We start from the raw sequence: 21,580 nt of genomic DNA, 5'->3' as shown, positions 1-21,580 counted from the left end.
CGCATCAGCTTTCCTCGGTCACGCGCAGCACTTCCTCGATGGTGGTCTGTCCGCTCAGCGCCTTGGACAGGCCATCCTCGTACATGGTGCGCATGCCGGCTTCGCGGGCGATGCGCTCGATCTCGCCCATGCCATCGCGACGCATCACCGCACGCCGCAGCGCATCGTTCATCACCAGGAATTCCATGATGGTGGTACGCCCCAGGTAGCCGGTCGGCGCCAGCGCCGAGGGCTTCGGGCGGTAAAGGTGGATCGGTCCCTCCGGCTGCAGGCGGCGCAGCTCGAAGCGTTCGATCTCCTCTGGCGAGGCTGCGTAGCGTTCGGCATGGGTGGGCTCCAGCCGGCGCACCAGGCGCTGGGCCAGGATGCCGTTGATGGTCGAGGTGAGCAGGTAATCCTCCACGCCCATGTCGAGCAGGCGGGTGATGCCACCGGCCGCATTGTTGGTGTGCAGGGTGGACAGCACCAGGTGGCCGGTCAGTGCCGACTGGATGGCGATGCGCGCGGTTTCCAGGTCGCGCATTTCACCGATCATGATGATGTCCGGATCCTGGCGGACGATGCTGCGCAGCGCGTTGGCGAAATCCAGGCCGATCTGCGGCTTGGCCTGGATCTGGTTGATGCCCTCGATCTGGTATTCGACCGGATCTTCCACCGTGATGATCTTGACGTCGGCGGTGTTGAGCTGGCTCAGCGCGGTGTACAGCGTGGTGGTCTTGCCCGAGCCGGTCGGACCGGTCACCAGCAGGATGCCGTGCGGCTGTTCCAGCACCTTGCGGAACTGCGGCAGGAAGGCGTCGGTGAAGCCGAGCCGGTGGAAATCGAAGACCACCGTTTCGCGGTCCAGCAGGCGCATCACCACGCTTTCGCCATGCGCGGTAGGCACGGTACTCACGCGCAGGTCCAGCTCCTTGCCCTGCACGCGCAGCATGATGCGGCCGTCCTGCGGCAGGCGGCGCTCGGCGATGTTGAGCCGGGCCATGATCTTGATGCGGCTGATCACCGCGGCGGTGAGGTTGGCCGGCGGGCTTTCGCCCTCCACCAGCACGCCATCGACCCGGTAGCGGACCTTCAACCGGCTCTCGAACGGTTCGACATGGATATCCGAAGCGCGCAGTTCCACCGCACGCTGGATCACCAGGTTGACCAGACGGATCACCGGCGCTTCCGAAGCGAGGTCGCGCAGGTGCTCGATATCGTCGACCGCGCCGCCTTCGCCATCGGCGGTTTCCACGATCGCGCCCATCGCGCTGCGGCCCTGGCCGAACCAGCGCTCGACCAGGTCATCGATCTCCGCGCGCATGCCCAGCACCGGTGTCACCGGAACCCCCAGCGCCAACTGCACGGCCTGCTGCGGATAGGCATCGTGGGCATCGGCCAGCCACAGACGCACCCCGTGTTCATTCAGCTCCAGCGGGCACACATGGAACTGCTTCAGGAAACGCAGCGACAGCGGCAGTCCCTCGGCCAGCGCCTGCGGCGGGGCCTCCGGCACCTGTTTGCCCTCCAGCAGCGGCAGGCCCAGCACCTCGGCGCTGGCCTGTGCCTGGTCGCGTTCAGACACCAGGCCCAGGCGCACCAGCAGGCCCAGCAGGCTGCCGCCGGCCTCGGCGTGCAGCGGCCGCGCGCGCGCCAGGTCTCCTTCCTTGAGCCGGCCGCGTGCCAGCAGCGCATCCAGGATGCGGCCTTCGGCATCGTCGGTAACGGTTGCAGCGAGCGCGTTCACGTGACTCTCCTGTCAATCGGACCGACTTTAGCAGTTAAGCCATGATTTCCGCCGCCCTGCGGCCAGCTTTCGTAAAAAGACGAAGCCCGTCACACAGGATGACGGGCCTCGGCCGTTCAACTACGACACGTCAGGCTTACTGCGTGGCGAGGATGCTCACGCCGTTGTAGGCCGCTTCGCCCACCACCTTGATGTAGTAGGTGCCTGCCACCGGCTTGTTCACCCGTACCGTTTCGGACGTGCCGGGACGGGTCGACTTGCCATCGTTGTCGCTGGCGCTCGGCTCGCGTCCCTGGGCGATGTAGACCGACACGTTGCCGGTGCCACCGTAGGTGATCACGCTGAGCTGCTTTCCGGCGGCTGCCTCGAAGCTGTACAGGCGGCTGCTGCCGGCCGTACCGTTCAGGCCCCCCACGGCGGCCTTGTTGGTCAGCGGCGTCGCCACCGGCCCGCAGTTCTCGGTGCACGGCTCTTCCAGTGCCTTGGCCAGCGCCGCCTTGGCATCGACGATGCCGGTGCCGATCGGAGTGGCGGCCGGGATACTGACCGGGAACGGGCGCGCGGTTTCCTTCAGCAGCGCGCGCATCGCGGCGGGGGCCAGCGGATCCTTGCCCTTGGCGATCAGCGCGCTCTGCACCAGTGCAGCGACGGCAGCCACGTGCGGCGAGGCCATCGACGTGCCACCCATGCCCATGTAGCTGTAGCTGCCTGACTCCGGCGTGGTGGCCGCATCGGAACCGGACTGCCAGACGTAGCCGCCCGGATTGCCATCGACGCTGCCGCCACCACCCGGACCGGACAGGTCCACGCGGGTGCCGTAGTTGGAGTAGTAGGTGATGCCGCCGGTGATGCGGGTGGCGCCGACGGTCACTACGCCGTCGCAACTGGCCGGACGGTACTTGGATGCGTTGTCGGTCTCGTTGCCGGCCGCCACGACCACGGTGGTGCCACGCGAGATCGCGCCATTGATCGCATCCTGGTAGGTTCCGTCACAGCTGCCACTTCCACCCAGGCTCATGTTGATGATCTCGGCCGGGTTGGCATTGGCGGGCACGCCCGCCACGGTGCCGCCGGAGGCCCAGGTGATGGCGTCGGCGATATCGGAAAGGTAGCCACCGCACTTGCCGAGCACGCGGACCGGCAGCACCTTGGCCTTGTGCGCGACACCGGCCATGCCGACGCCGTTGTTGGTCTGCTCGGCCACGGTGCCGGCCACATGGGTACCGTGCCAGGAGCTGTCCTCCGCGACGGAGCCGGTGTAGCACTCATTGTCGTTCTCGACCCAGTCGCCATAGTCCTGCGCGCCCGGCACGCGATCGTTGGTGGCACGGCGCGACGTCTCGGCGTCGCTGATGAAGTCGTAGCCTTCCAGCAGGTTGCCGACCAGGTCCGGGTGCTGCGGCAGGATGCCGGTGTCGAGCACGGCCACCACCACGCCCTCGCCCTGCGATACATCCCAGGCAGACGGTGCGTTGATGCCACCGGTGGCGTTGTGCAGGTGCCACTGGTACTGCTGGTAGTACGGATCGTTCGGCGCCAGCGCCGGCTGCACGTCACCGGCGCGCAGCTCGGTGCGGCGCAGCTTCACGTCGGCTTCGGCGTACTGCACGGCCGGGTCGGCATTCAGCTCCTTCAGCACGCGCTGCAGTTCCGCAGGCGCCAGGCGGCCCTGCAGGCGGATCAGGTCGGCACCGACGCCGAGCTTGCGCACGACCTGCGGGCCAAGCGTGCTGGCGCGGGCGGTGCCACCGGACAGGCTGGCGCGGGTCAGCGCGGACTGCACGGCGGACAGCTTGGCCGAACGGTCGTCCGCCGCAGCGGTGCCAGCACGATACTTGACGATGATGCGCTCGGCGCCCGGCTCGGCGGTGCTGGCCTGGCGCACCGGTTCACGGGTCGGCAACCCGGCGGCGTGGACGGCACCCACCGCGGTCATCGACAGCACGGCGGCGGCAAGCACATTGATGCGAAGGTTCTGCTTCTTGATCACGTCGAAATTCCTCTTCTGGGTCATGGATCGAACCAACACTGCGGCCATCATTCCTTGACGACTCCCGGCCGGCCCAGCCGGGATTGCCGTGACCTCCCCCCAGGCCCTGATTGCAGGTTTGGCGCCGGCGTGGGTGGCCACCGGCGCAGTGGTTTGGCTTACCAGCCGAAGCCGGCACCAACGCCGACCGAGCTGTCGTCACTGCTGAAGGCACCGCCGAAGGTGACCGTGGCGCGATCGCTGATCGCACGCTGGTAGCCCAGCGACAACGCCGACTCGCCGCCCTGGAAACCGATGCCGACGCCGACCCGGTTCTGGGTGCGGATACCGGCGGCACTGGTGGCCATGTTGAGCATCGCCGCGCTCATGGCGCCCTGGCGGTCGATGCGGCGATCCATGTGGCGCAGGCGCCCGTCGATCTCGCCCTTGAACACATCGAAGCTGTCGGCGACGGCCTGCACGCGGCTGTCGGTGTAGCTGTTGGCAGTGGCCATGCCACGGTCCAGCTGGCCCTTGTTGACGGCGTCGGTGGCAGTGGTGCCGGCGGCGACGTTGGTGACCTGGCGTTCGTTGCCTTCGCTACCGACCGACACGGTGTTGGCACGATCGGCAACCGAGCCCTGGCCCAAAGCCACCGCGTTGGCAGCCGTGGCACTGGCACCCTGGCCGATGGCGGTGGACGAGGCGCCACTGGCCACTGCGCCCTCCCCCATGGCGACGGCATTGAAGCCCGTGGCCGGGGTGCCAACCGGAATCCCGGCACCGGCGGCGGCGGCCGTCGGCGTGCCCTGCACGCGTGCGGTGCTGGCCGGTGCCGCGTCGGCGGTGGCCGGTGCGTCGGCGACGCTGGCCAGTGCGCTTTCATCCAGCGAGGCACTCATCGAACGCAGGCTTGCCGTTCCCGAACGCGTGCCTCCGGCGGTGCGGCGATCGATCTCGCTGACCTTGCGGTCCAGCGCACCGAGCGCATCGCCGACGTTGCTGTAGGTGGCGCCCTGGATCACGTAGTTCGGCGCCACGAACACGCCCTGCATGCCGACGCTGGCGCCACCGCCGAGGAAGCTGGCGGCATCACTGAGCGACTGGAACAACTGCCCGCCATTGATCGCCTGGCGGCTGCCGGCGGCGATGCTGCCGGCACCGACGTTGTCGATGGTGGTGCCCTGGAAGCCGGAGAGGGTCAGGCGATCACGGCTGCCGTCGTCATAGCCGACTGCACTGGCCGCCGTGGTCTCGACCGTCGCGATGCGCGAATCGAAATCACCGACGCGGGTTTCCACTGCGCCCACGCGCTGGTTGGTGACGTTGAGCTGCGAACCGGTGACCGCATCGGTGCTGCCGGCAGCGATGCGGCCGTCGGCCACATTGACGATGCGCCGCGTGGCCGGGCCATCGGTGCCATTGCCGCCGCCGACCGAGACCACGTTGGCATCGAGCGCACGCGAACCCGCCCCCAGAGCCACCGAGTTCGCACCGGACGCGCCGGCGCTGTTGCCCAGTGCAAGCGCACCATTGCCAATGGCCATCGCGTTGGCACCCAGCGCATTGCTGCGTGCACCACTGGCAGTGGCGGCCGAACCGACCGCAGCGGCATCGCTGCCGCTGGCACTGGCGGTACCCGCACCAGTGGCCTTGACGTAGCGTGCGGTGCCATCGGCGGTCGCCGCGACCGCATCGAGCTGGCCACGATTGACTGCATCGGTGCGCTCGGTACCGGCGGCGACACGGGTGATCTGACGATCACTGGTGCTGCTGCCCACTGACACGGTGTTGGCACGATCAGCCACCGAGCCGGCACCCAGTGCGATGCTGCCGGCTGCCGACGCATTGGCGCTGACACCCACTGCGGTGGCATTCGCGCCGGTGGCCTTGCTGCCGTAGCCGACCGCCGTACCAAGCCGGCCACTGGCTTCGGCATAGCTGCCCAGCGCGGAGGCACCGTCAGCCGAGGCGTTGGCGCGGAAGCCGATGGCCTGCGACTGCGTGCCGCTGGCCGTGGCCTGCGCACCACTGGCGGTGCTGTAGGCACCCTTGGCCTGGGCACCGGTGCCGCTGGCGCTGGCACCGAGTTCGCTGGCGCTGGCGCCGCTGCCCACCGCCACGCTGTCGACACCACTGGCCTGTGCGTTGTTGCCCAGAGCCGCGGCGTTGTTGCCGGTGGCCAGGGCATCGACGCCGACGGCGGTGGCGTTGACGGCCATGGCATTGGCTCCGCTGCCCAGCGCGGTGGCGCCGTTGCCGACGGCGTTGGCCGCGTTACCGGCGGCCAGTGCGTTGTCGCCGTCGACCAGGGCACCGGCTTCGCCGTCGGCGTTGCCGCTGGCCTGGAACTGCCGGGCAGTCCTGTCGGCAACGCTGGCAACCGCGTCCAGCTGGCCCTTGTTCACCGCGTCGGTGGCCTCGGTGCCGGCTGCCACATGCGTCACCTGGCGCTCACCGCCCGCGGTGCCCACGGCCACGGTATTGTCGCGCTCGGCCTTGGAGCCGGCGCCCAGCGCCACGCTGTTCAACCCACTGGCGGTGGCACTGGCGCCCAGTGCCGTGCCATCTGCGGCATCCGCCCACGAATTCCAGCCGATCGCGGTGGCGTAGTCTTCGGTCGCCCAGGCGCCGGCACCGAAGGCCGCCGCGCCGGTGCCGCTGGCACGCGACGGGATCAAGCCGAAGAAGGTGCTGCCACCAATGGCCACGCTCTCCTCGCCACTGGCCTCGCTGGACTGGCCCACGGCCACGGCACCGGTACCGGCTGCGGCGGCACCGAAGCCGACCGCGGTGGTGTTGGCCCCGCTGGCGGCCGAGCCGTAGCCCAACGCGGTGCCGAGGCGTCCGCTCGCTTCGGCATAGCCACCGACGGCGGTGGTGCCATCGGCAGAGGCGGCACTGCGGAAGCCACTGGCCAGTGCCTGCGTGCCACTGGCGTTGGATTCGGTGCCGGTCGCGGTGCTGTACGCACCACTGGCCTGCGCACGCGCCCCTACCGCGCTGGCGCCGAGCTCGCTGGCGCTGGCGCCGGTACCGAGCGCAAGGCTGTCTTCGCCGGTGGCCTGTGCGGTACTGCCCAGTGCTGCGGCGTTGTTGCCGGTGGCCAGCGCATCGATGCCGACCGCCGTGGCGTTGGCGGCCAGTGCATTGGCGCCGCTGCCGAGTGCGGTGGCACCGTTGCCGATGGCGTTGGCCGCATCACCGGCCGCCAGCGCGTTGTCACCCTCGACCAGGGCGCCGGTTTCACCCTCGGCGTTGCCACTGGCCTGGAACTGCCTGCTGGTCTTCTCCGCTGCTGCGGCTACGGCGTCAAGCTGGTTCTTGTTGACCGCATCATTGCCCTGCGTGCCATCGGCCACGTTGGTGATCTGGCGGGTGTTGCCAGCACCGCCTACCGACACGGTGTTGTCACGGTCCGCGATCGAATCGGCACCCAGCGCCACGCTGTTGGCAGCGCGCGATTCGGCGGCGTTGCCCAGTGCGGTGCTGTTGATGCCGCCGGACCAGGCGCCGCCACCGACGGCGGTGGAGTAATTGCCCGATGCTTCGGTGGCCAGCACGCCAAACAGCGAACCACCGACGGCGACGCTGTTGGTGCCGGTGGCCAGGCTACCCTGGCCGGTGGCGGTGCTGTAGGCACCCGACGCCTCGGAGTCGCCGCCCAGCGCCACGCTGTTGGAACCGGTGGCACTGGCGAAGTTGCCGAAAGCGGTGGCGTTGAACGCCGATGCCTGGGAATAGCCACCGATGGCGGTGCTGTAGCCACCGGTCGCTTCGGCGCCGATGCCGAACGCTGCCGACGCCGTGCCGCTGGCGACGCTTTCGCTGCCGACCGCGGTGGCGCCGCTGCCGCTGGCATTGCTGAAGTAGCCCACCGCCACGGCTTCCTCGCCGGAGGCTTCGGACAACACACCGTTGGCGGTACTGCCGGCACCACTGGCGATGCTGGCGGCACCGAACGCCGCGCTCTGCTCGCCGCTGGCTTCGCTTTCCGCACCCTGCGCGGTGGCGTACTCACCGGTCGCCTGTGCGTTGGCACCGACGGCGCTGGCGTTGGCGGCGCTGGCCAGCGCGTTGAGACCGATCGCCTGCGCGTTGTTGGCCAGCGCATTGGCACCACTGCCGAGTGCGGTGGCACCGTTGCCGATGGCGTTGGCCGCATCACCGGCGGCCAGCGCGTTGTCACCCTCCACCAGCGCACCGGCTACGTCGTCACCGCTGCCACTGGCCTGGAAGAAGCGGCTGGTGGTGGTGGCGGTACTCGCGACCGCATCCAGCTGTGCCTTGTTCACCGCATCGGTGGCCTGGGTGCCAGCGGCGACGTTGGTGATCTGCCGCTCGTTGCCGGTGCTGCCGACCGACACGCTGCGGGCGCGGTTGGCAACCGAGCCGGCGCCGAGCGCGACAGCGTTGCTGGCGCTGGCGTTGCTACCGGCCCCGAGCGCGATCGCGCTTTCACCACCGGCCACCGTGTTGGTGCCGATGGCAATGCTGTTGAGGCTGTTACCCAGCGCCTGGAAGCCCAGCGCCACGCTGTTGTCGCCATAGCCGAAGGCACCACGGCCGACTGCGGTTGAGCTGGCACCATTGGCCCAGCTGTTGTATCCGATGGAGGTTGCGCCACTGCCGCTGGCCCATGCCGCGTTGCCGAACGCCGAGGCGTTGGTGGCGGTGGCCCATGCACCGGAACCGAAGGCGCTCGCACCACTGGCCGTGGCCCAGCTGTAGCCACCGACAGCGGTGCTGTCATCGCGGCTGGCGAAGGCGCTGTCACCGACCGCAACGGCATAGCTGCCGGTCGCACGCGACTTGCCGCCGGCCGCGAAGCTGTTGTCGCCGCTGGCCTTGGCGGCATTGCCGAACGCGCTGCTCACGGCACCGGTGGCCTGCGCACCGCTGCCGACCGCCGTGGCATCGGCAACCGCCGTGGTGCCCACCTGTTGCGCCTTTCCGTCGGCGCCGATGATCGGCTGGTTGTACTCGTCGTAGGCCTGTCCGAGGCCACCGATGGCAACACCGCCGTTGCCGGTGGCGCTGCTGTTGCGACCCACCGCCACGCTGTCATCACCGATCGCTGACGCGGCAGCGCCATGTGCAACTGCACCAGCACCGACCGCGTTGCTCGAGGAGCCGGCCGCAACCGCACCTTCGCCCTCGGCGAACGCACCGGCATCACTGCCCGCTTCGGGCTGTGCCTGGAAGAAGCGCGCGGTGCCGTCGGCGGTGCTGGCCACAGCGTCCAGCTGCGCCTTGTTCACTGCATCCGTCGCCTGCGTACCCGCGGCCACGCTGACGATCTGGCGTTCATTGCCATTGGTGCCCACGGCCACCGTATTGGCCCGATTGGAGCCCGAATAGGCGCCCAGCGCGACACTGTTTTCGGCGCCAGCGGTGGCGTAGTAGCCGATGGCCGTGCTGTCCTTGCCGATGGCCCAGGTCTGCGCGCCCAGTGCACTGGCGTTGTCGCCTGCGGCATAAGCGAAGTAACCCAGCGCGGTGGATTCCGCGCCCACTGCTTCGGTGAAGCTGCCGTTGGCCAACGAACGGTCACCACTGGCGACCGCACCGCCGCCTACCGCGGTGGAGGACACACCGCTGGCCCGCGTCTGCACATACAGGCCCATGCCCGGCACGATGTCGGCCGGGCCACCGATGGCGACGCTGCCGGCGCCGGTGGCGCTGCTCTGCGTTCCCAGGGCGGTGGCGTTGCTGCCACTGGCGGTGGCCGCCGCGCCGAAGGCCGCGCTGCCCTGCCCCGAAGCCAGCGCATTGCTGCCGACGGCAGTGGCGCTCTGCGCGATGGCGACGGCGCCCGCACCCAGTGCACTGGTGCCATTGCCGATCGCGTTGGCCGCCTCGCCGGCGGCCAGCGCATCTTCGCCTTCGGCCAGCGCACCGGCATCGCTGTTGCTGCTGCCGGTGGCCTGGAAGTGCTTGGCGGTGGCATCAGCCACGGCAGCGACGCCCTTCAACTGGGCCAGATTGACCGCATCGGTGGCTTCACTGCCCGCGGCAACGCTGGTGATCTGCCGTTCGTTGCCTGCGCTGCCGACCGCTACGCTGTTGGCGCGGACAGCTTCGGAGTTCGCGCCCAGTGCAACGCTGTTGGCACCGCGAGCGGTGGCGTAATAACCGACGGCGGTGCTCTGCGCACCGCTGGCCCAGGTCTGCGCACCGAGCGCGCTGGCATTCTCACCCGGGGCATAGGCGAAGTAGCCCACGGCGGTGGATTCCACACCGGATGCTTCGGTCAGGCTGCCGTTGGCCACCGCACGATCACCGCTGGCGATAGCGCCGGCGCCGACCGCGGTGGCGGCTTCGCCGCTGGCCTGGGTCTGCACGAAGAAGCCCAGGCCCGGAATCAGGTCGGCCGGGCCGCCGATGGCGACGCTGCTGGTACCGGTGGCGGTACTCTGCGTACCCAGTGCGGTGGAGTAGTCACCGATGGCATTGGCGACCGCACCGAATGCCGACGACTGCGCACCGGCGGCATACGCGCCAACGCCGTAGGACGACGCCGCAAATCCACTGGCTTCGGCACTGGCGCCGACTGCGGTGCCACCGACACCTGCGCTGGTGGCGCCGGTTTCCACCGGCACGCCGCCACTGGTGATCAGCGGGTTGCCGTCGGCATCCACCGCAGCACCACCGACGGCGACACTGCCCGGGCCGTTGGCCTGTGCGTTGTTGCCGAACGCGGCGCTGTTCTGGCCCGACGCCAGCGCGTTGTTGCCGACGGCGGTGGCGTTCTGCGCAACGGCCGTGGCGCCGGCACCCACGGCGGTGGTGCCGTTGCCGATGGCGTTGGCCGCCTCGCCGGCCGCCAGCGCCTCGTCACCTTCGGCCAGCGCGCCGGCGTCGCTGTTGCTGCTGCCAGTGGCCTGGAAACGCTTGGCCGTGGCATCGGCCACGGCGGCCACGTTCTTCAACTGGCCGACATTGACCGCGTCGGTATCTTCAGTACCCGCAGCGACGCTGGTGATCTGCCGGGTCAGGCCATATTCGGCGGCGCCGACAGAGACGGTATCGACGCGGTCGGCCAGCGAGCCGGCGCCCAGCGCCACGCTGCCGGTGGCAACCGCCGCCGAGTTGGACCCCAGCGCGGTGCTGTACTCACCGACGGCGGTGCTGAACGCACCCACCGCGATTGATGCTTCATTGGCGGCAGTGGCGCCGCGGCCCAGTGCGGTACTGCCCGGGCCCATCGCCACGGCACCGCCACCCACGGCAGTGGCGCCATCGGCGGTGGCTTCGGACAGCGCACCCAGGGCGGTGGCCGCGCCATTCTCGCTTGCAGCGTAGGCACTGGCGCCGACGGCGGTGTCACCAAGACCGAACGCGGCAGCACTCTGCCCGACCACCACGCTGGCGTCACCGATTGCCAATGCGCCCTGGCCGAACGCGCTGGCGCCCAGGCCGGCGGCAATCGCCTGGGTACCGATGGCGGTGGTGGCATTGGCCAACGACTGCGCACCGGCGCCCGCTGCAACCGCGCCCTGCCCGTCGATCTTCGCCGCGTCGCTGTCATCACCTGCGCCATCGGCCTTGAAATAGCGGTTTCCATCTGCGGCGACATCCGCCAGCGCGGCCTGCGTGGCGCGCGCCTGCGCATCCAGCTGTGACTTGTTCACCGCATCGGTGGCCTGGGTACCAGCGGCCACGTTGGTGATCTGCCGTTCCTTGCCGGCGTCGCCGACGGACACGGTATTGGCCCGCGCTGCTTTGGAGCCAGCGCCCAGCGCCACGCTGTTGGCGGCGCTGGCATTGCTGTTGCTGCCGATCGCCACCGCGTTGCTGCCCTTGGCCGTGGCCGAGCCTTCGATCAGGCACTTTTCCAGCAGCTTGCCGCTGAATGCGACGCAGGTAGCGCTGCCGCCGATCTGCACTGACTGTGCAATGGCGGAACCGCTCATGCCCAATCCCAGTACCAGGCCCAGTGCCACCGCCAACAGCGCGGGCGTGGCCTGTGTCGTATCGCGGCGCTGGTCGACAACACCACCGCTGCTGTCGGAGGAGGCCAGTTCCGAGGCCACCACCAACTGACCCAATGCTTTGTTCCAGACCTTGCGATAAATCCGATTCATCGGTACGGCTCCTGATTGGACTGGTTTTGGGCAAAGCAACGCCACCGCCGGGCCTTGTGGCCCAACGTCCCCTGGGGGCGTTTATTCGCGTGATTTACTGCGGGGTATTGCCGAACGGCGCGCAGCGACAGAAAACCGAGCGCGTGCGCCGAGCGGTTACTGCGGAATGAATGGTTCTGAAACGGGGTTCAAGTGTTAACGGCAACTTTGCAGATCGTCAAGACTTTGACACGACAAATGCTATTGCCGTGAAGCAGTTCACCATTTCACGTGTTTATAAAAGTATTTTGTTAGGTACACGTGACGGACCGCTGGCGCATGAAAACCGATGTAACTAGCGGGCACGACAAGGGTTTCACGCGCGCAAAGAAAAACCCGCCGACGAAGCGGCGGGTTTTTCCATACGCGGTGGCATTGCGGCCTGCGCGGAACGATGCGATCAGCCGCACCACACCCGCGCGTTGCGGAACATGCGCATCCACGGCGAATCACCCTGCCATTCCGCCGGTGCCCAGCTCAGGTTGAGCGCGCGCGGGGTACGTTCCGGGTGCGGCATCATGATGGTGACGCGGCCGTCGCTGCTGGTCAGGCCGGTGATGCCGTCCGGCGAACCGTTCGGGTTCAGCGGGTACTGGCTGGCCACCTTGCCATTGCCATCGATGTAGCGCAGCGAGACACGTGCAGCAGCCTGGTCGACGGCATTGTCGAACACGGCCTGGCCTTCACCATGCGCCACCGCCACCTGCAGGCGCGAGCCGGCCATGCCACGCAGCAGGATCGACGGCGATTCCACCACTTCCAGCAGCGCGGTGCGGGCTTCGAACTGCTCGCTGGCGTTGCGACGGAACTGCGGCCAGTGCTCGGCACCCGGAATGATGTTCTTCAGCTGGCTCATCATCTGGCAGCCGTTGCATACGCCCAGCGCGAAGCTGTCTTCGCGCGCGAAGAACGCGGCGAAGGCATCACGCAGTGCGCTGCGCTCCAGGATCGAGGTGGCCCAGCCACGGCCGGCACCGAGCACGTCGCCATAGCTGAAGCCACCACAGGCCACCAGGCCGGTGAAATCCTGCAGGGCCACGCGGCCTTCAATCAGGTCGCTCATGTGCACGTCGAAGGCACGGAAGCCGGCACGCTCGAAGGCGTTGGCCATTTCGATCTGGCCGTTGACGCCCTGCTCGCGCAGCACCGCCACGCGCGGACGCGCACCACTGCTGATGAACGGTGCCGCCACATCCTCGTTGAGGTCGAAGCTGAGCTTCGGCTTCAGGCCCGGTGCGTTGAAGGCACGCGCGATCTCGCGCTCGGCATCGGCATTGGCCGGGTTGTCGCGGCGCTTCTGCATCGCGTGGGTGACCGACCACCAGGCATCGAACAAGGCCTCCCAGCGCCACTCGGCCAGGTTCTCGCCGCCCAGCGACACGCGCACCACCGGTGCGGTGGTTGGCTTGGCGATGCGCTGCGCGCATTCGGTCAATGCATGGCGTTCAACCAGGTCGGCAAACGCTGCACGGTCTTCGCGCGCGATCTGCACCACCGCGCCCAGTTCTTCGTTGAAGAGGCTGCGGAACGGATCGTCACCCCAGGCATCGAGGGCGATGTCCAGGCCCAGGCGCGAGGTGAAGGCCATTTCGCACAGCGCGGCGAAAGCACCGCCGTCGCTGCGGTCGTGATAGGCCAGCAGCAGGCCGGACTGGCGTGCATCGCGGATCAGCTCGAAGAAACCCCGCAGGCGCTGCGGATCGTCCAGGTCCGGGGCGGCACCGGCGAAGGCCGGCAGGTCGCCGTGGTCGGCATGCACCTGGGCCAGGATCGACCCCCCCAGGCGCTGCTTGCCGGCACCGAGGCCGATCAGCCACAGCTCGCTGTCCACCTCCCGGTCGAGCAGCGGGGTCAACTGCTGGCGCACGTCGGCGACCGGCGCGAACGCCGAGATCACCAGCGACACCGGCGACACACTCTTGTGCGCTTCACCCTGGTCGTGCCACTGCGCCTGCATTGACAGCGAGTCCTTGCCCACCGGGATGCTGATGTCCAGCTGCGGGCAGAGTTCCATGCCCACCGCCTTCACCGCGTCGTACAGCAGCGCGTCTTCGCCTGGGTGACCGGCCGCGGCCATCCAGTTCGCCGACAGCTTGATCTCATCCAGCGCATCGACCGGGGCCGCGCACAGGTTGGTCAGCGCTTCGCCCACCGCCATGCGTGCCGAAGCAGCGGCATCGAGCAGGGCCAGCGGGGTGCGCTCGCCGATCGACATCGCCTCACCGGCTACGCCGTCGAAGTCGGCCAGGGTGATCGCCACGTCGGCCACCGGCAGCTGCCACGGGCCGACCATCTGCTCGCGCGCGGTCAGGCCGCCGACGCTGCGATCACCGATGGTGACCAGGAAGTTCTTCGAGGCCACGGTCGGGTGCGCGAGCACGCGCAGGCCGGCTTCCTGCAGGTCCAGGCCACCGGTCTTCAGCGCCGGCCAGCGCGGTGCCGGCGGGTGCGCGGTATCGCGGTGCATCTTCGGCGGCTTGCCGAACAGCACGTCCATCGGCAGGTCGATCGGTGCATCGGCCGGGGTGTGGCCCGGCACGGCACCGTAGGCCACCACCAGATGTTCCTCGGCGGTGGCCACACCGACCGCAGCGAACGGGCAGCGCTCGCGGGCGCACAGCGCGGCGAACTCGGCCAGGCGTTCCTGGGCCACGCCCAGCACGTAGCGTTCCTGCGACTCGTTGCACCACAGCTGCATCGGCGACAGCGACGGATCATCGGTGGGCACCTTGCCCAGGTCGATGACACCACCGACGTTCGAGTCGTGCAGCAGTTCGGGGATGGCGTTGGACAGGCCACCGGCGCCGACGTCGTGGAAGAACTTGATCGGGTTGTTGGCGCCCATCGCCACGCAGCGGTCGATGACCTCCTGGCAGCGGCGCTCCATTTCCGGGTTGTCGCGCTGCACGCTGGCGAAGTCCAGGTCCTCGGCGCTTTCACCGGAGGCCACCGAACTGGCCGCACCGCCGCCCAGGCCGATCAGCATCGCCGGGCCACCCAGCACGATCACCGCATCACCGGCCTGCAGCGGGATCTTGTCGACCTGCACGCGGTCGATCGCGCCGAGGCCACCGGCCAGCATGATCGGCTTGTCGTAGGCGCGCACCAGATCGGCGCCTTCCGGCAGCTCGAAGCTGCGGAAGTAGCCGAGCAGGTTCGGGCGGCCGAACTCGTTGTTGAACGCGGCGCCGCCGAGCGGGCCGTCGGTCATGATTTCCAGCGCCGGTGCCATGCGCGGGTTCAGCGCGCGCGGCGCCTCCCACGGCTGCGGCAATTCCGGAATGCGCAGGTGCGAGACCGAGAAGCCGGTCAGGCCCGCCTTCGGCTTACCACCGCGGCCGGTCGCGCCTTCGTCGCGGATCTCGCCACCCGCGCCGGTCGAGGCGCCCGGGAACGGTGCGATCGCGGTTGGGTGGTTGTGGGTTTCCACCTTGATCTGGAAGGCACTGGGCACCTGCGCTTCGCGGCGGTATTCGCCACTGGCCGGATCGGGGCGATAGCGCGAGGCCGGATGGCCTTCGATCACCGCGGCGTTGTCGCTGTACGCGCTGAGCGTGTGCTGCGGGGTCTGCTGGTGGGTGTTCTTGATCATCCGGAACAGCGAGCGGTCCTGCTCCTGGCCGTCGATGGTCCAGCTGGCGTTGAAGATCTTGTGGCGGCAGTGCTCGGAATTGGCCTGCGCGAACATCATCAGTTCCACGTCCGACGGCGAGCGGCCCAGCGCGGTGAAGCGTTCACGCAGGTAGTCGATCTCGTCCTGGGCCATGGCCAGGCCGAGGCGCTGGTTGGCGGCCTCCAGCTGGTCCACCGGCACGCGTTCCAGCTCGCCACGCGCTGGCGCCGAGAACAGCGCCTGGCCCTGCTCCACGGTCTCCAGCACCGACTGCGTCATCGGGTCGTGCAGCGCCTTGACCAGCGCCTGCTGAGCGTCGGCATCGGCCGGCCAGCCCTGCACGTCGATGCGCAGGCCACGTTCGACCCGGCTGACCGGCTGGCCGGCACCGCGGACCAGTTCGGTGGCCTTGCTCGACCACGGCGACAGCGTGCCCAGGCGCGGCACCACGATGCGGCTGACTGCGCCTTCGGCCACGGCTTCGGCCTGCGGCGCCGCTTCGAGGATGCGGCACAGCGTGGTCAGGTCGGGGGCGGCGCTGCCTTCGGGCTGCACGAAGTAGACGTGCCAGGCGCCGCTGATGCGCAGGGAGGGAGCGATGGACTGCAGGCGGGATTCAAGACGTTCGCGGCGGAACGGCGACAGGGCGGGCGCGCCCTCGAGGACCATCATGTCCGGGGAACCGTAGTTGGGAAACGGGCCCGACATTGTACCGGAAGCGGGGGGTGGGCTTTGGCCGGGCGGCGCCCGGCACCCGCCGAGGCCACGGCCGAAGCAACGGCAACGGCCAAAGCAACAGCAAGAGCTGGCTTCTGTGAGCTGGCGGGGCGGTGGGAGCCAGCAGGACACGCCGTAAACCCATCCGTGGGGGCTCGATGGCGCCATCCATGGCGCCAACGGTCCTGCTGGCTCCCACCACCCCGCCCCGACAGTTTCCCGCGATCTGCGGCCATGCGTGGACGCTTCCCGGTAGTGCCGGCCGCTGGCCGGCAACCAGGAAATGTCAGAAATCAGGCATTGAAGAGCGCAGCGACCGGCTTTTGCCTTTGTTTTTTTCTTCTGTCTTTCGTGGCTGGCCGCGCAGGAACCTGTCCGTGGCCGGGCGGGTGGGCTGCGCAGGGGCGTGAGCCGCATGGATGCGGCGACCGAGCTTACATGGACGTACTTGCAGCGCCCCCTGCGCAGCCCACCCGCCCGGCCAACCCCCAGAAATCCGCTGTTCGCGGCAAGCCCCAGCCACGAGGGGGCTCCGCCGATGGCCGCCGACCGCGCGCCAGCGCCGCTTTCCGCCCAAATCGCCGAACCATGCGCTTGCTCACGGATTGACCACGCAATTGATGACAACGTTGTCCCCACCTGGTGCCGGACTCTCTCCCCGGCCTCCCAGGTGCCTCCGTCCGGCCCCTCCGTCGCCTTCCCGGGCGATGCCCGGACCTGCGTCACGCGCGGCGCCATCGGGGCCCGCGCGCCCTTTGATCGGAGACTCACCCATGTACGACCCGATTGTGCGCAGTGCCGAACGTTCGACCCGAAGCTGTCGTCCCCGCCATCTGGCCTGGCTGCTTGCCCTGGCCGCCGGCAGCGCCGCCCTGCCCGGCCTGGCGCAGGCTGCCAGCTGTGCCGGCGTGGCCCAGTGGGACCAGGCCAAGATCTACCGGGCCGGCGATACCCTGCAGAAAGGAGGCGTCCTCTATCGGGCGAACCAGGACATCTGGAACGCGCCACCGGACCATCCGGCCGGTGCGCCCTACTACACCAACCTCGGTGCCTGCGATGGCAGCGGCACCAACCAGCCGCCGGTGGTCAGCCTGACCTCGCCGGCCAACGGCGCCACCTTCAGTGCCGGCAGCACGGTCAACGTGACCGCCACCGCCAGCGATCCGGACGGCAGCGTCGCCAAGGTCGAATTCTTCCGCGACGGCAGCACGCTCGGCGTGGCCACCAGTGCGCCGTATGCGGCCAGCTGGACCAATGCCAGCGCCGGCAGCCACACCCTGCGTGCGGTCGCTACCGACAACAACAACGCCACCAGCAGCACCGCGACCATCACCATCACCGTCAACGCTGCCGGTGGCGATACCACCGCGCCGAGCGTGCCCGGCGGGCTGGCGGCCGGAACGCGCACTGCCAACAGCATCGCGCTCAGCTGGAGCCCATCCACCGACAACACCGGTGGCAGTGGCCTGGCCGGCTATGACGTGTACCGTAACGGAAGCCTGGTCGGTTCGCCGTCCAGTGCCAGCTATGTGGATGGGGGGCTGACCGCATCGACCACCTACCGTTACCGCGTGCGGGCGCGCGACAACGCCGGCAACGCGTCGGCGCAGGGCACCGAGATCAGCGCCACCACGCTGGCCGGTGACGGTGGCACCACCGGCAAGCGGGTCATCGGTTACTTCACGCAGTGGGGCATCTACGGCCGCAACTACCGGGTCAAGAACATCGACAGCAGCGGTTCGGCGGCGCGCCTGACCCACATCAACTACGCGTTCGGCAACGTGCGCAACAACCGCTGCGAAGTCGGCATCACCCAGCCGTCGGATCCGAACAGCGGTGCCGGTGGCGATGCCTTCGCCGACTACACCAAGGCCTTCAGTGCCACCGAGAGTGTCAGCGGCAGCGCCGATACCTGGGACCAGCCGCTGCGCGGCAACTGGAACCAGCTCAAGCAGCTCAAGGCCAAGTACCCGAACCTGAAGGTACTGATCTCGCTGGGTGGCTGGACCTGGTCGCGCGGCTTCTCCAGCGCGGCGCGCCCGGAAAACCGCCAGGCCTTCGTTGCCTCGTGCATCGACGCCTACATCAAGGGCAACCTGCCGGTGACCGACGGTGCCGGCGGCGCCGGTGCGGCGCTGGGCGTGTTCGACGGCATCGACATCGACTGGGAATACCCGGTGGCCTGCGGCATCGAATGCGGCAAGCCGGAAGACAACGCCAACTTCACCGCGCTGATGGCCGAGTTCCGCCGCCAGCTCGATGCGGTGCGTCCGGGCCTGTTGCTGACGGTGGCGGTGGGTGCCGGCATCGACAAGATCCGCGTCACAGATCCGGCGGCGTACCACCCGTACCTGGACTACATCAACGTGATGACCTACGACTTCCACGGCGCGTGGGATGCGAAGACCAATCACCAGTCGGCGCTGTTCGATTCGCCGAATGATCCGTCCACCGGCGACCAGAAGCTGTACAACAGCAACGACGCCATCGAGGCCTTCATCAGCCGTGGCGTGCCCGCCGCCAAGCTCAACCTGGGCATCGGCTACTACGGGCGTGGCTGGACCGGCGTGGCCAATGCCAACAACGGCCTGTACCAGACCGCCAGCGGTGCCGCCCCGGGCACGTATGAAGCCGGCATCGAGGACTGGAAGGTGCTGAAGAACCTGGCGTGGCCGGGCTACACCGACAGCACCGCCGGTGCCACCTGGATCTACAACGGCAGCACGCTGTGGAGCTTCGACACCCCGGCCAACATCACCCGCAAGATGGGTTACGTGAAGACCCAGGGCCTGGGCGGCGCGTTCGTCTGGGAGTTCAGCGGTGACGATGCGCAGGGCACGCTGACCAAGGCAGTCAGTGATGGCCTGAAATAAGGGAAAAGCCGGGGGCGCATTTTGCGCCCCCGGCCTCTGATCTGTAGAGCCGAGCCCATGCTCGGCTGATGTTTCCGCAGTCGAGCATGGCTCGACTCCACAATTCTGCGTCAGCGCTTGGCCGACAGCTTCTCCAACGCCGCACGCAGCTGTGCCGGCGGCAGGTAGCCCCCCAGCTGGGTGCCGTCCGGCGCGAAGATCGCCGGCGTACCATTCACGCCCAGCTGCTGGCCCAGCGCGTACTGCATCGCCACCGGATTGGTGCAGTTCCTGGCGGGAACGTTGCCGCCGCGCTTGGCGTTGGTCAGCGCCTGGCGACGATCCGCTGCACACCAGACCGAAATCATGTCGGTGTAGTCCTTGCTGCCCAGGCCCATGCGCGGGAACGCCAGGTACTCGACGGTGATGCCGTTGCGGTTGAGCTCGGCGATGTCCTGGTGCAGCTTGCGGCAGTAACCACACTCGATGTCGGTGAACACGCTGATGGTGTACTTGGCGTTCGGCGCGGCGAACACGATGCGATCGCCGTGATTGGCCTTGGCCAGCAGGCCGCGGCGATAGCCGAGCAGGCCTTCGCTGTTGGCCGGGCCCTTGGCGCGGGTGTCGTAGGGCTGAGACTGGAACAGGTAGCGGCCGTCATCGGACACATACAGAAGCTGGCCTGAAACGACGACCTCGCGGAAGCCGGGGAACGGCGCGGCGCCAATGTAGTCCACCTGGAAACCGGGGTTCAACGCGGTCAATGCGGCGCGTACCGCCTGGTCGGCCGGCGCATTCGCGGCCGGATTGGCCTTGGCCGCAGCGGCGGCGGGTGCCTTGGCGGCCGGCGGAGCCGGCTGGGCGCAGGCGGTCAGGCTGAGCGCACCGAACACGGCGGCGATGGCAAATCGGAGCATGGAGCGGTCCGCGACAGAAGAAGACCCCGGATTCTGACACAGCCGCCGGTACCGGGCAGCGACGCCCGGCAGCGCCCCGGGCAGCGATTCAGCCCGGCACTCAGCCACGCGGATGGTGGCGGGCGTGCAGCTTCTGCAGGTGCTCGCGCGCTACCAGGGTGTAGATCTGGGTGGTCGACAATGAACTGTGGCCGAGCAGCATCTGCAGCGCGCGCAGGTCGGCACCGCGGTTGAGCAGATGGGTGGCGAAGCTGTGCCGCAGCCCATGCGGGCTGATCCGCGCCGGGTCGATGCCGGCCACCTGTGCGTGGCGCTTGACCAGATGCCAGAACGCCTGCCGGGTCAGCGCATGCAGCGTCGGTTCAATGAACAACGGGGCCTGCCCATCCGCCAGGGCATGCACCTTGCCCTTGCCGACCAGCTGCGGGCGCGACTGCTGCAGGTAACGCTCCAGCCAGTGCTGGGATTCCTCTCCCAGCGGCACCAGCCGTTCCTTGCTGCCCTTGCCGGTGACCCGCAGCACGCCCTGGCGCAGGTTGACCGCCGTCGCGGGCAGCAGCACCAGTTCACTCACGCGCAGGCCCGCGGCATACATCAGTTCCAGCATGGCGCGATCGCGCAGGCCCAATGGGCTGTCGACGTCCGGGGCCGCCAGCAGCGCATCGATCTGGCTCTCGGCCAGCGCCTTGGGCAGCAGCCGTGGCAACTTCGGCGGGTCCAGCAGCGCGCTGGGATCCTCGCTGCGTTCGCCGCGGCGCACGCCATCGGCGAAGAACGCCCGCAACGCCGACAGCAGGCGCGCGTTGCTGCGCGGTGACCAGCCATGCCGGGTGCGCCAGGCCAGATAATCGAACAGCCCAGGACGCTCGATGCCGGCCAGGCCACCGTCGCGCCCATCCATCCAGCGCGCCAGCCCTTCCAGGTCACGCCGGTAACTGTCGAGGGTGGCACGGGCCAGGCCGTTCTCGGCCCAGATCGCATCGAGGAAGCGCTGGATGCGCACGCCGTCGTCGGCGCGAAGCTCGGGCAGTTGCTGGACCAGCTGGCGGCGTTCTGCGGGGGTGGAGACAAGGGCCATGCGTGCAGGATACGAGGGCCACTGCGGGCACGGCCAGCTTTGCGTATGCTCGGCGCATGTCCCGCCCTGCCACCGACACGGCCCCTGCGGCCGCTACCGAAATGCCCCGCCCACGTGCCTTGTTGGCCTGGCGCGTGCTGGCGATGGTCTACGACGCACTGCCGGTGCTGGCGCTGTGGATGCTGGCCGGCACGCTGTTCACCCTCGCCTACACCTTCAGCGGCCACGCGCAACGCGAGAACATCGCGCCGTTCAGTGCCTGGCAGTGGCTGCTTTGGGCGGTGTGCTGGGCGATCACGGGCTGGTACGCGACGGCCAGCTGGCGCCGCGGTGGACAGACCCTGGGCATGCGCCCGTGGCGGCTGACAGTGCGATCAATCGATGGCACGCCGTTGCGGCGCGGCCAGTTGTGGCTGCGCTTTGCGGTGGGCACGCTGTCCCTGCTGCTGGGCGGACTGGGATTCTGGTGGGCGTGGGTCGACCGCCAACGCCTGACCTGGCACGACCGCGCCAGCGGTACCCGCCTGGTGCGGATGCCGAAACGGTAAGGCGCTGTCTGTAGCGCCGAGCCCGTGCTCGGCT

Annotated in this window: 8 protein-coding genes; 2 read left to right on the top strand and 6 right to left on the bottom strand. The window is 68.7% G+C overall.

The window, feature by feature from the left end; translation table 11 throughout:
- Positions 1 to 4 precede the first annotated feature (4 nt).
- From gspE to purL, 4 genes are all read right to left on the bottom strand, one after another.
- Positions 5 to 1,726, bottom strand: a complete 1,722-nt coding sequence (gene gspE, locus ACEPA4_RS02945; RefSeq protein WP_053499707.1) for a type II secretion system ATPase GspE — start codon at positions 1,724 to 1,726, stop codon at positions 5 to 7.
- Positions 1,727 to 1,862: 136 nt separating this feature from the next.
- Positions 1,863 to 3,716, bottom strand: a complete 1,854-nt coding sequence (locus ACEPA4_RS02940; protein WP_262089856.1) for a S8 family peptidase — start codon at positions 3,714 to 3,716, stop codon at positions 1,863 to 1,865.
- 158 nt (positions 3,717 to 3,874) lie between these two features.
- The gene (locus tag ACEPA4_RS02935) at positions 3,875 to 11,782 is read right to left on the bottom strand and encodes an ESPR-type extended signal peptide-containing protein (protein ID WP_374083000.1); all 7,908 of its coding nucleotides are present in this window, start codon (positions 11,780 to 11,782) and stop codon (positions 3,875 to 3,877) included.
- A gap of 439 nt (positions 11,783 to 12,221) precedes the next feature.
- On the bottom strand, positions 12,222 to 16,106 hold the full coding sequence (gene purL, locus ACEPA4_RS02930) for a phosphoribosylformylglycinamidine synthase (RefSeq protein WP_138953198.1): 3,885 nt from the start codon (positions 16,104 to 16,106) through the stop codon (positions 12,222 to 12,224).
- 818 nt (positions 16,107 to 16,924) lie between these two features.
- Between purL and ACEPA4_RS02925 the strand changes: the two genes are divergently transcribed.
- Entirely contained in the window at positions 16,925 to 19,024 is a 2,100-nt protein-coding gene (locus tag ACEPA4_RS02925; RefSeq protein ID WP_374082999.1) for a glycosyl hydrolase family 18 protein, read from the top strand.
- 110 nt (positions 19,025 to 19,134) lie between these two features.
- Here the strand turns inward: ACEPA4_RS02925 and ACEPA4_RS02920 are convergent, their stop codons facing one another.
- Positions 19,135 to 19,920 carry a thioredoxin fold domain-containing protein gene (locus ACEPA4_RS02920; RefSeq protein ID WP_053500398.1) on the bottom strand — a complete coding sequence of 262 codons (786 nt, stop codon included), beginning with the start codon at positions 19,918 to 19,920 and terminating at the stop codon, positions 19,135 to 19,137.
- A 100-nt stretch (positions 19,921 to 20,020) separates the two neighbouring features.
- The gene (gene xerD, locus ACEPA4_RS02915; protein ID WP_005415216.1) at positions 20,021 to 20,998 is read right to left on the bottom strand and encodes a site-specific tyrosine recombinase XerD; all 978 of its coding nucleotides are present in this window, start codon (positions 20,996 to 20,998) and stop codon (positions 20,021 to 20,023) included.
- Between the two features lie 56 nt (positions 20,999 to 21,054).
- Between xerD and ACEPA4_RS02910 the strand changes: the two genes are divergently transcribed.
- Positions 21,055 to 21,546, top strand: a complete 492-nt coding sequence (locus ACEPA4_RS02910; RefSeq protein WP_065179146.1) for an RDD family protein — start codon at positions 21,055 to 21,057, stop codon at positions 21,544 to 21,546.
- Positions 21,547 to 21,580 lie beyond the last annotated feature (34 nt).

The sequence above is a fragment of the Stenotrophomonas sp. P2112 genome (assembly GCF_041897515.1).
GTDB classification, from domain to species: Bacteria; Pseudomonadota; Gammaproteobacteria; order Xanthomonadales; family Xanthomonadaceae; genus Stenotrophomonas; species Stenotrophomonas sepilia.
Note: the sequence above shows the minus strand (reverse complement) of the source record. Positions and strands in the feature narration are given on the sequence as shown.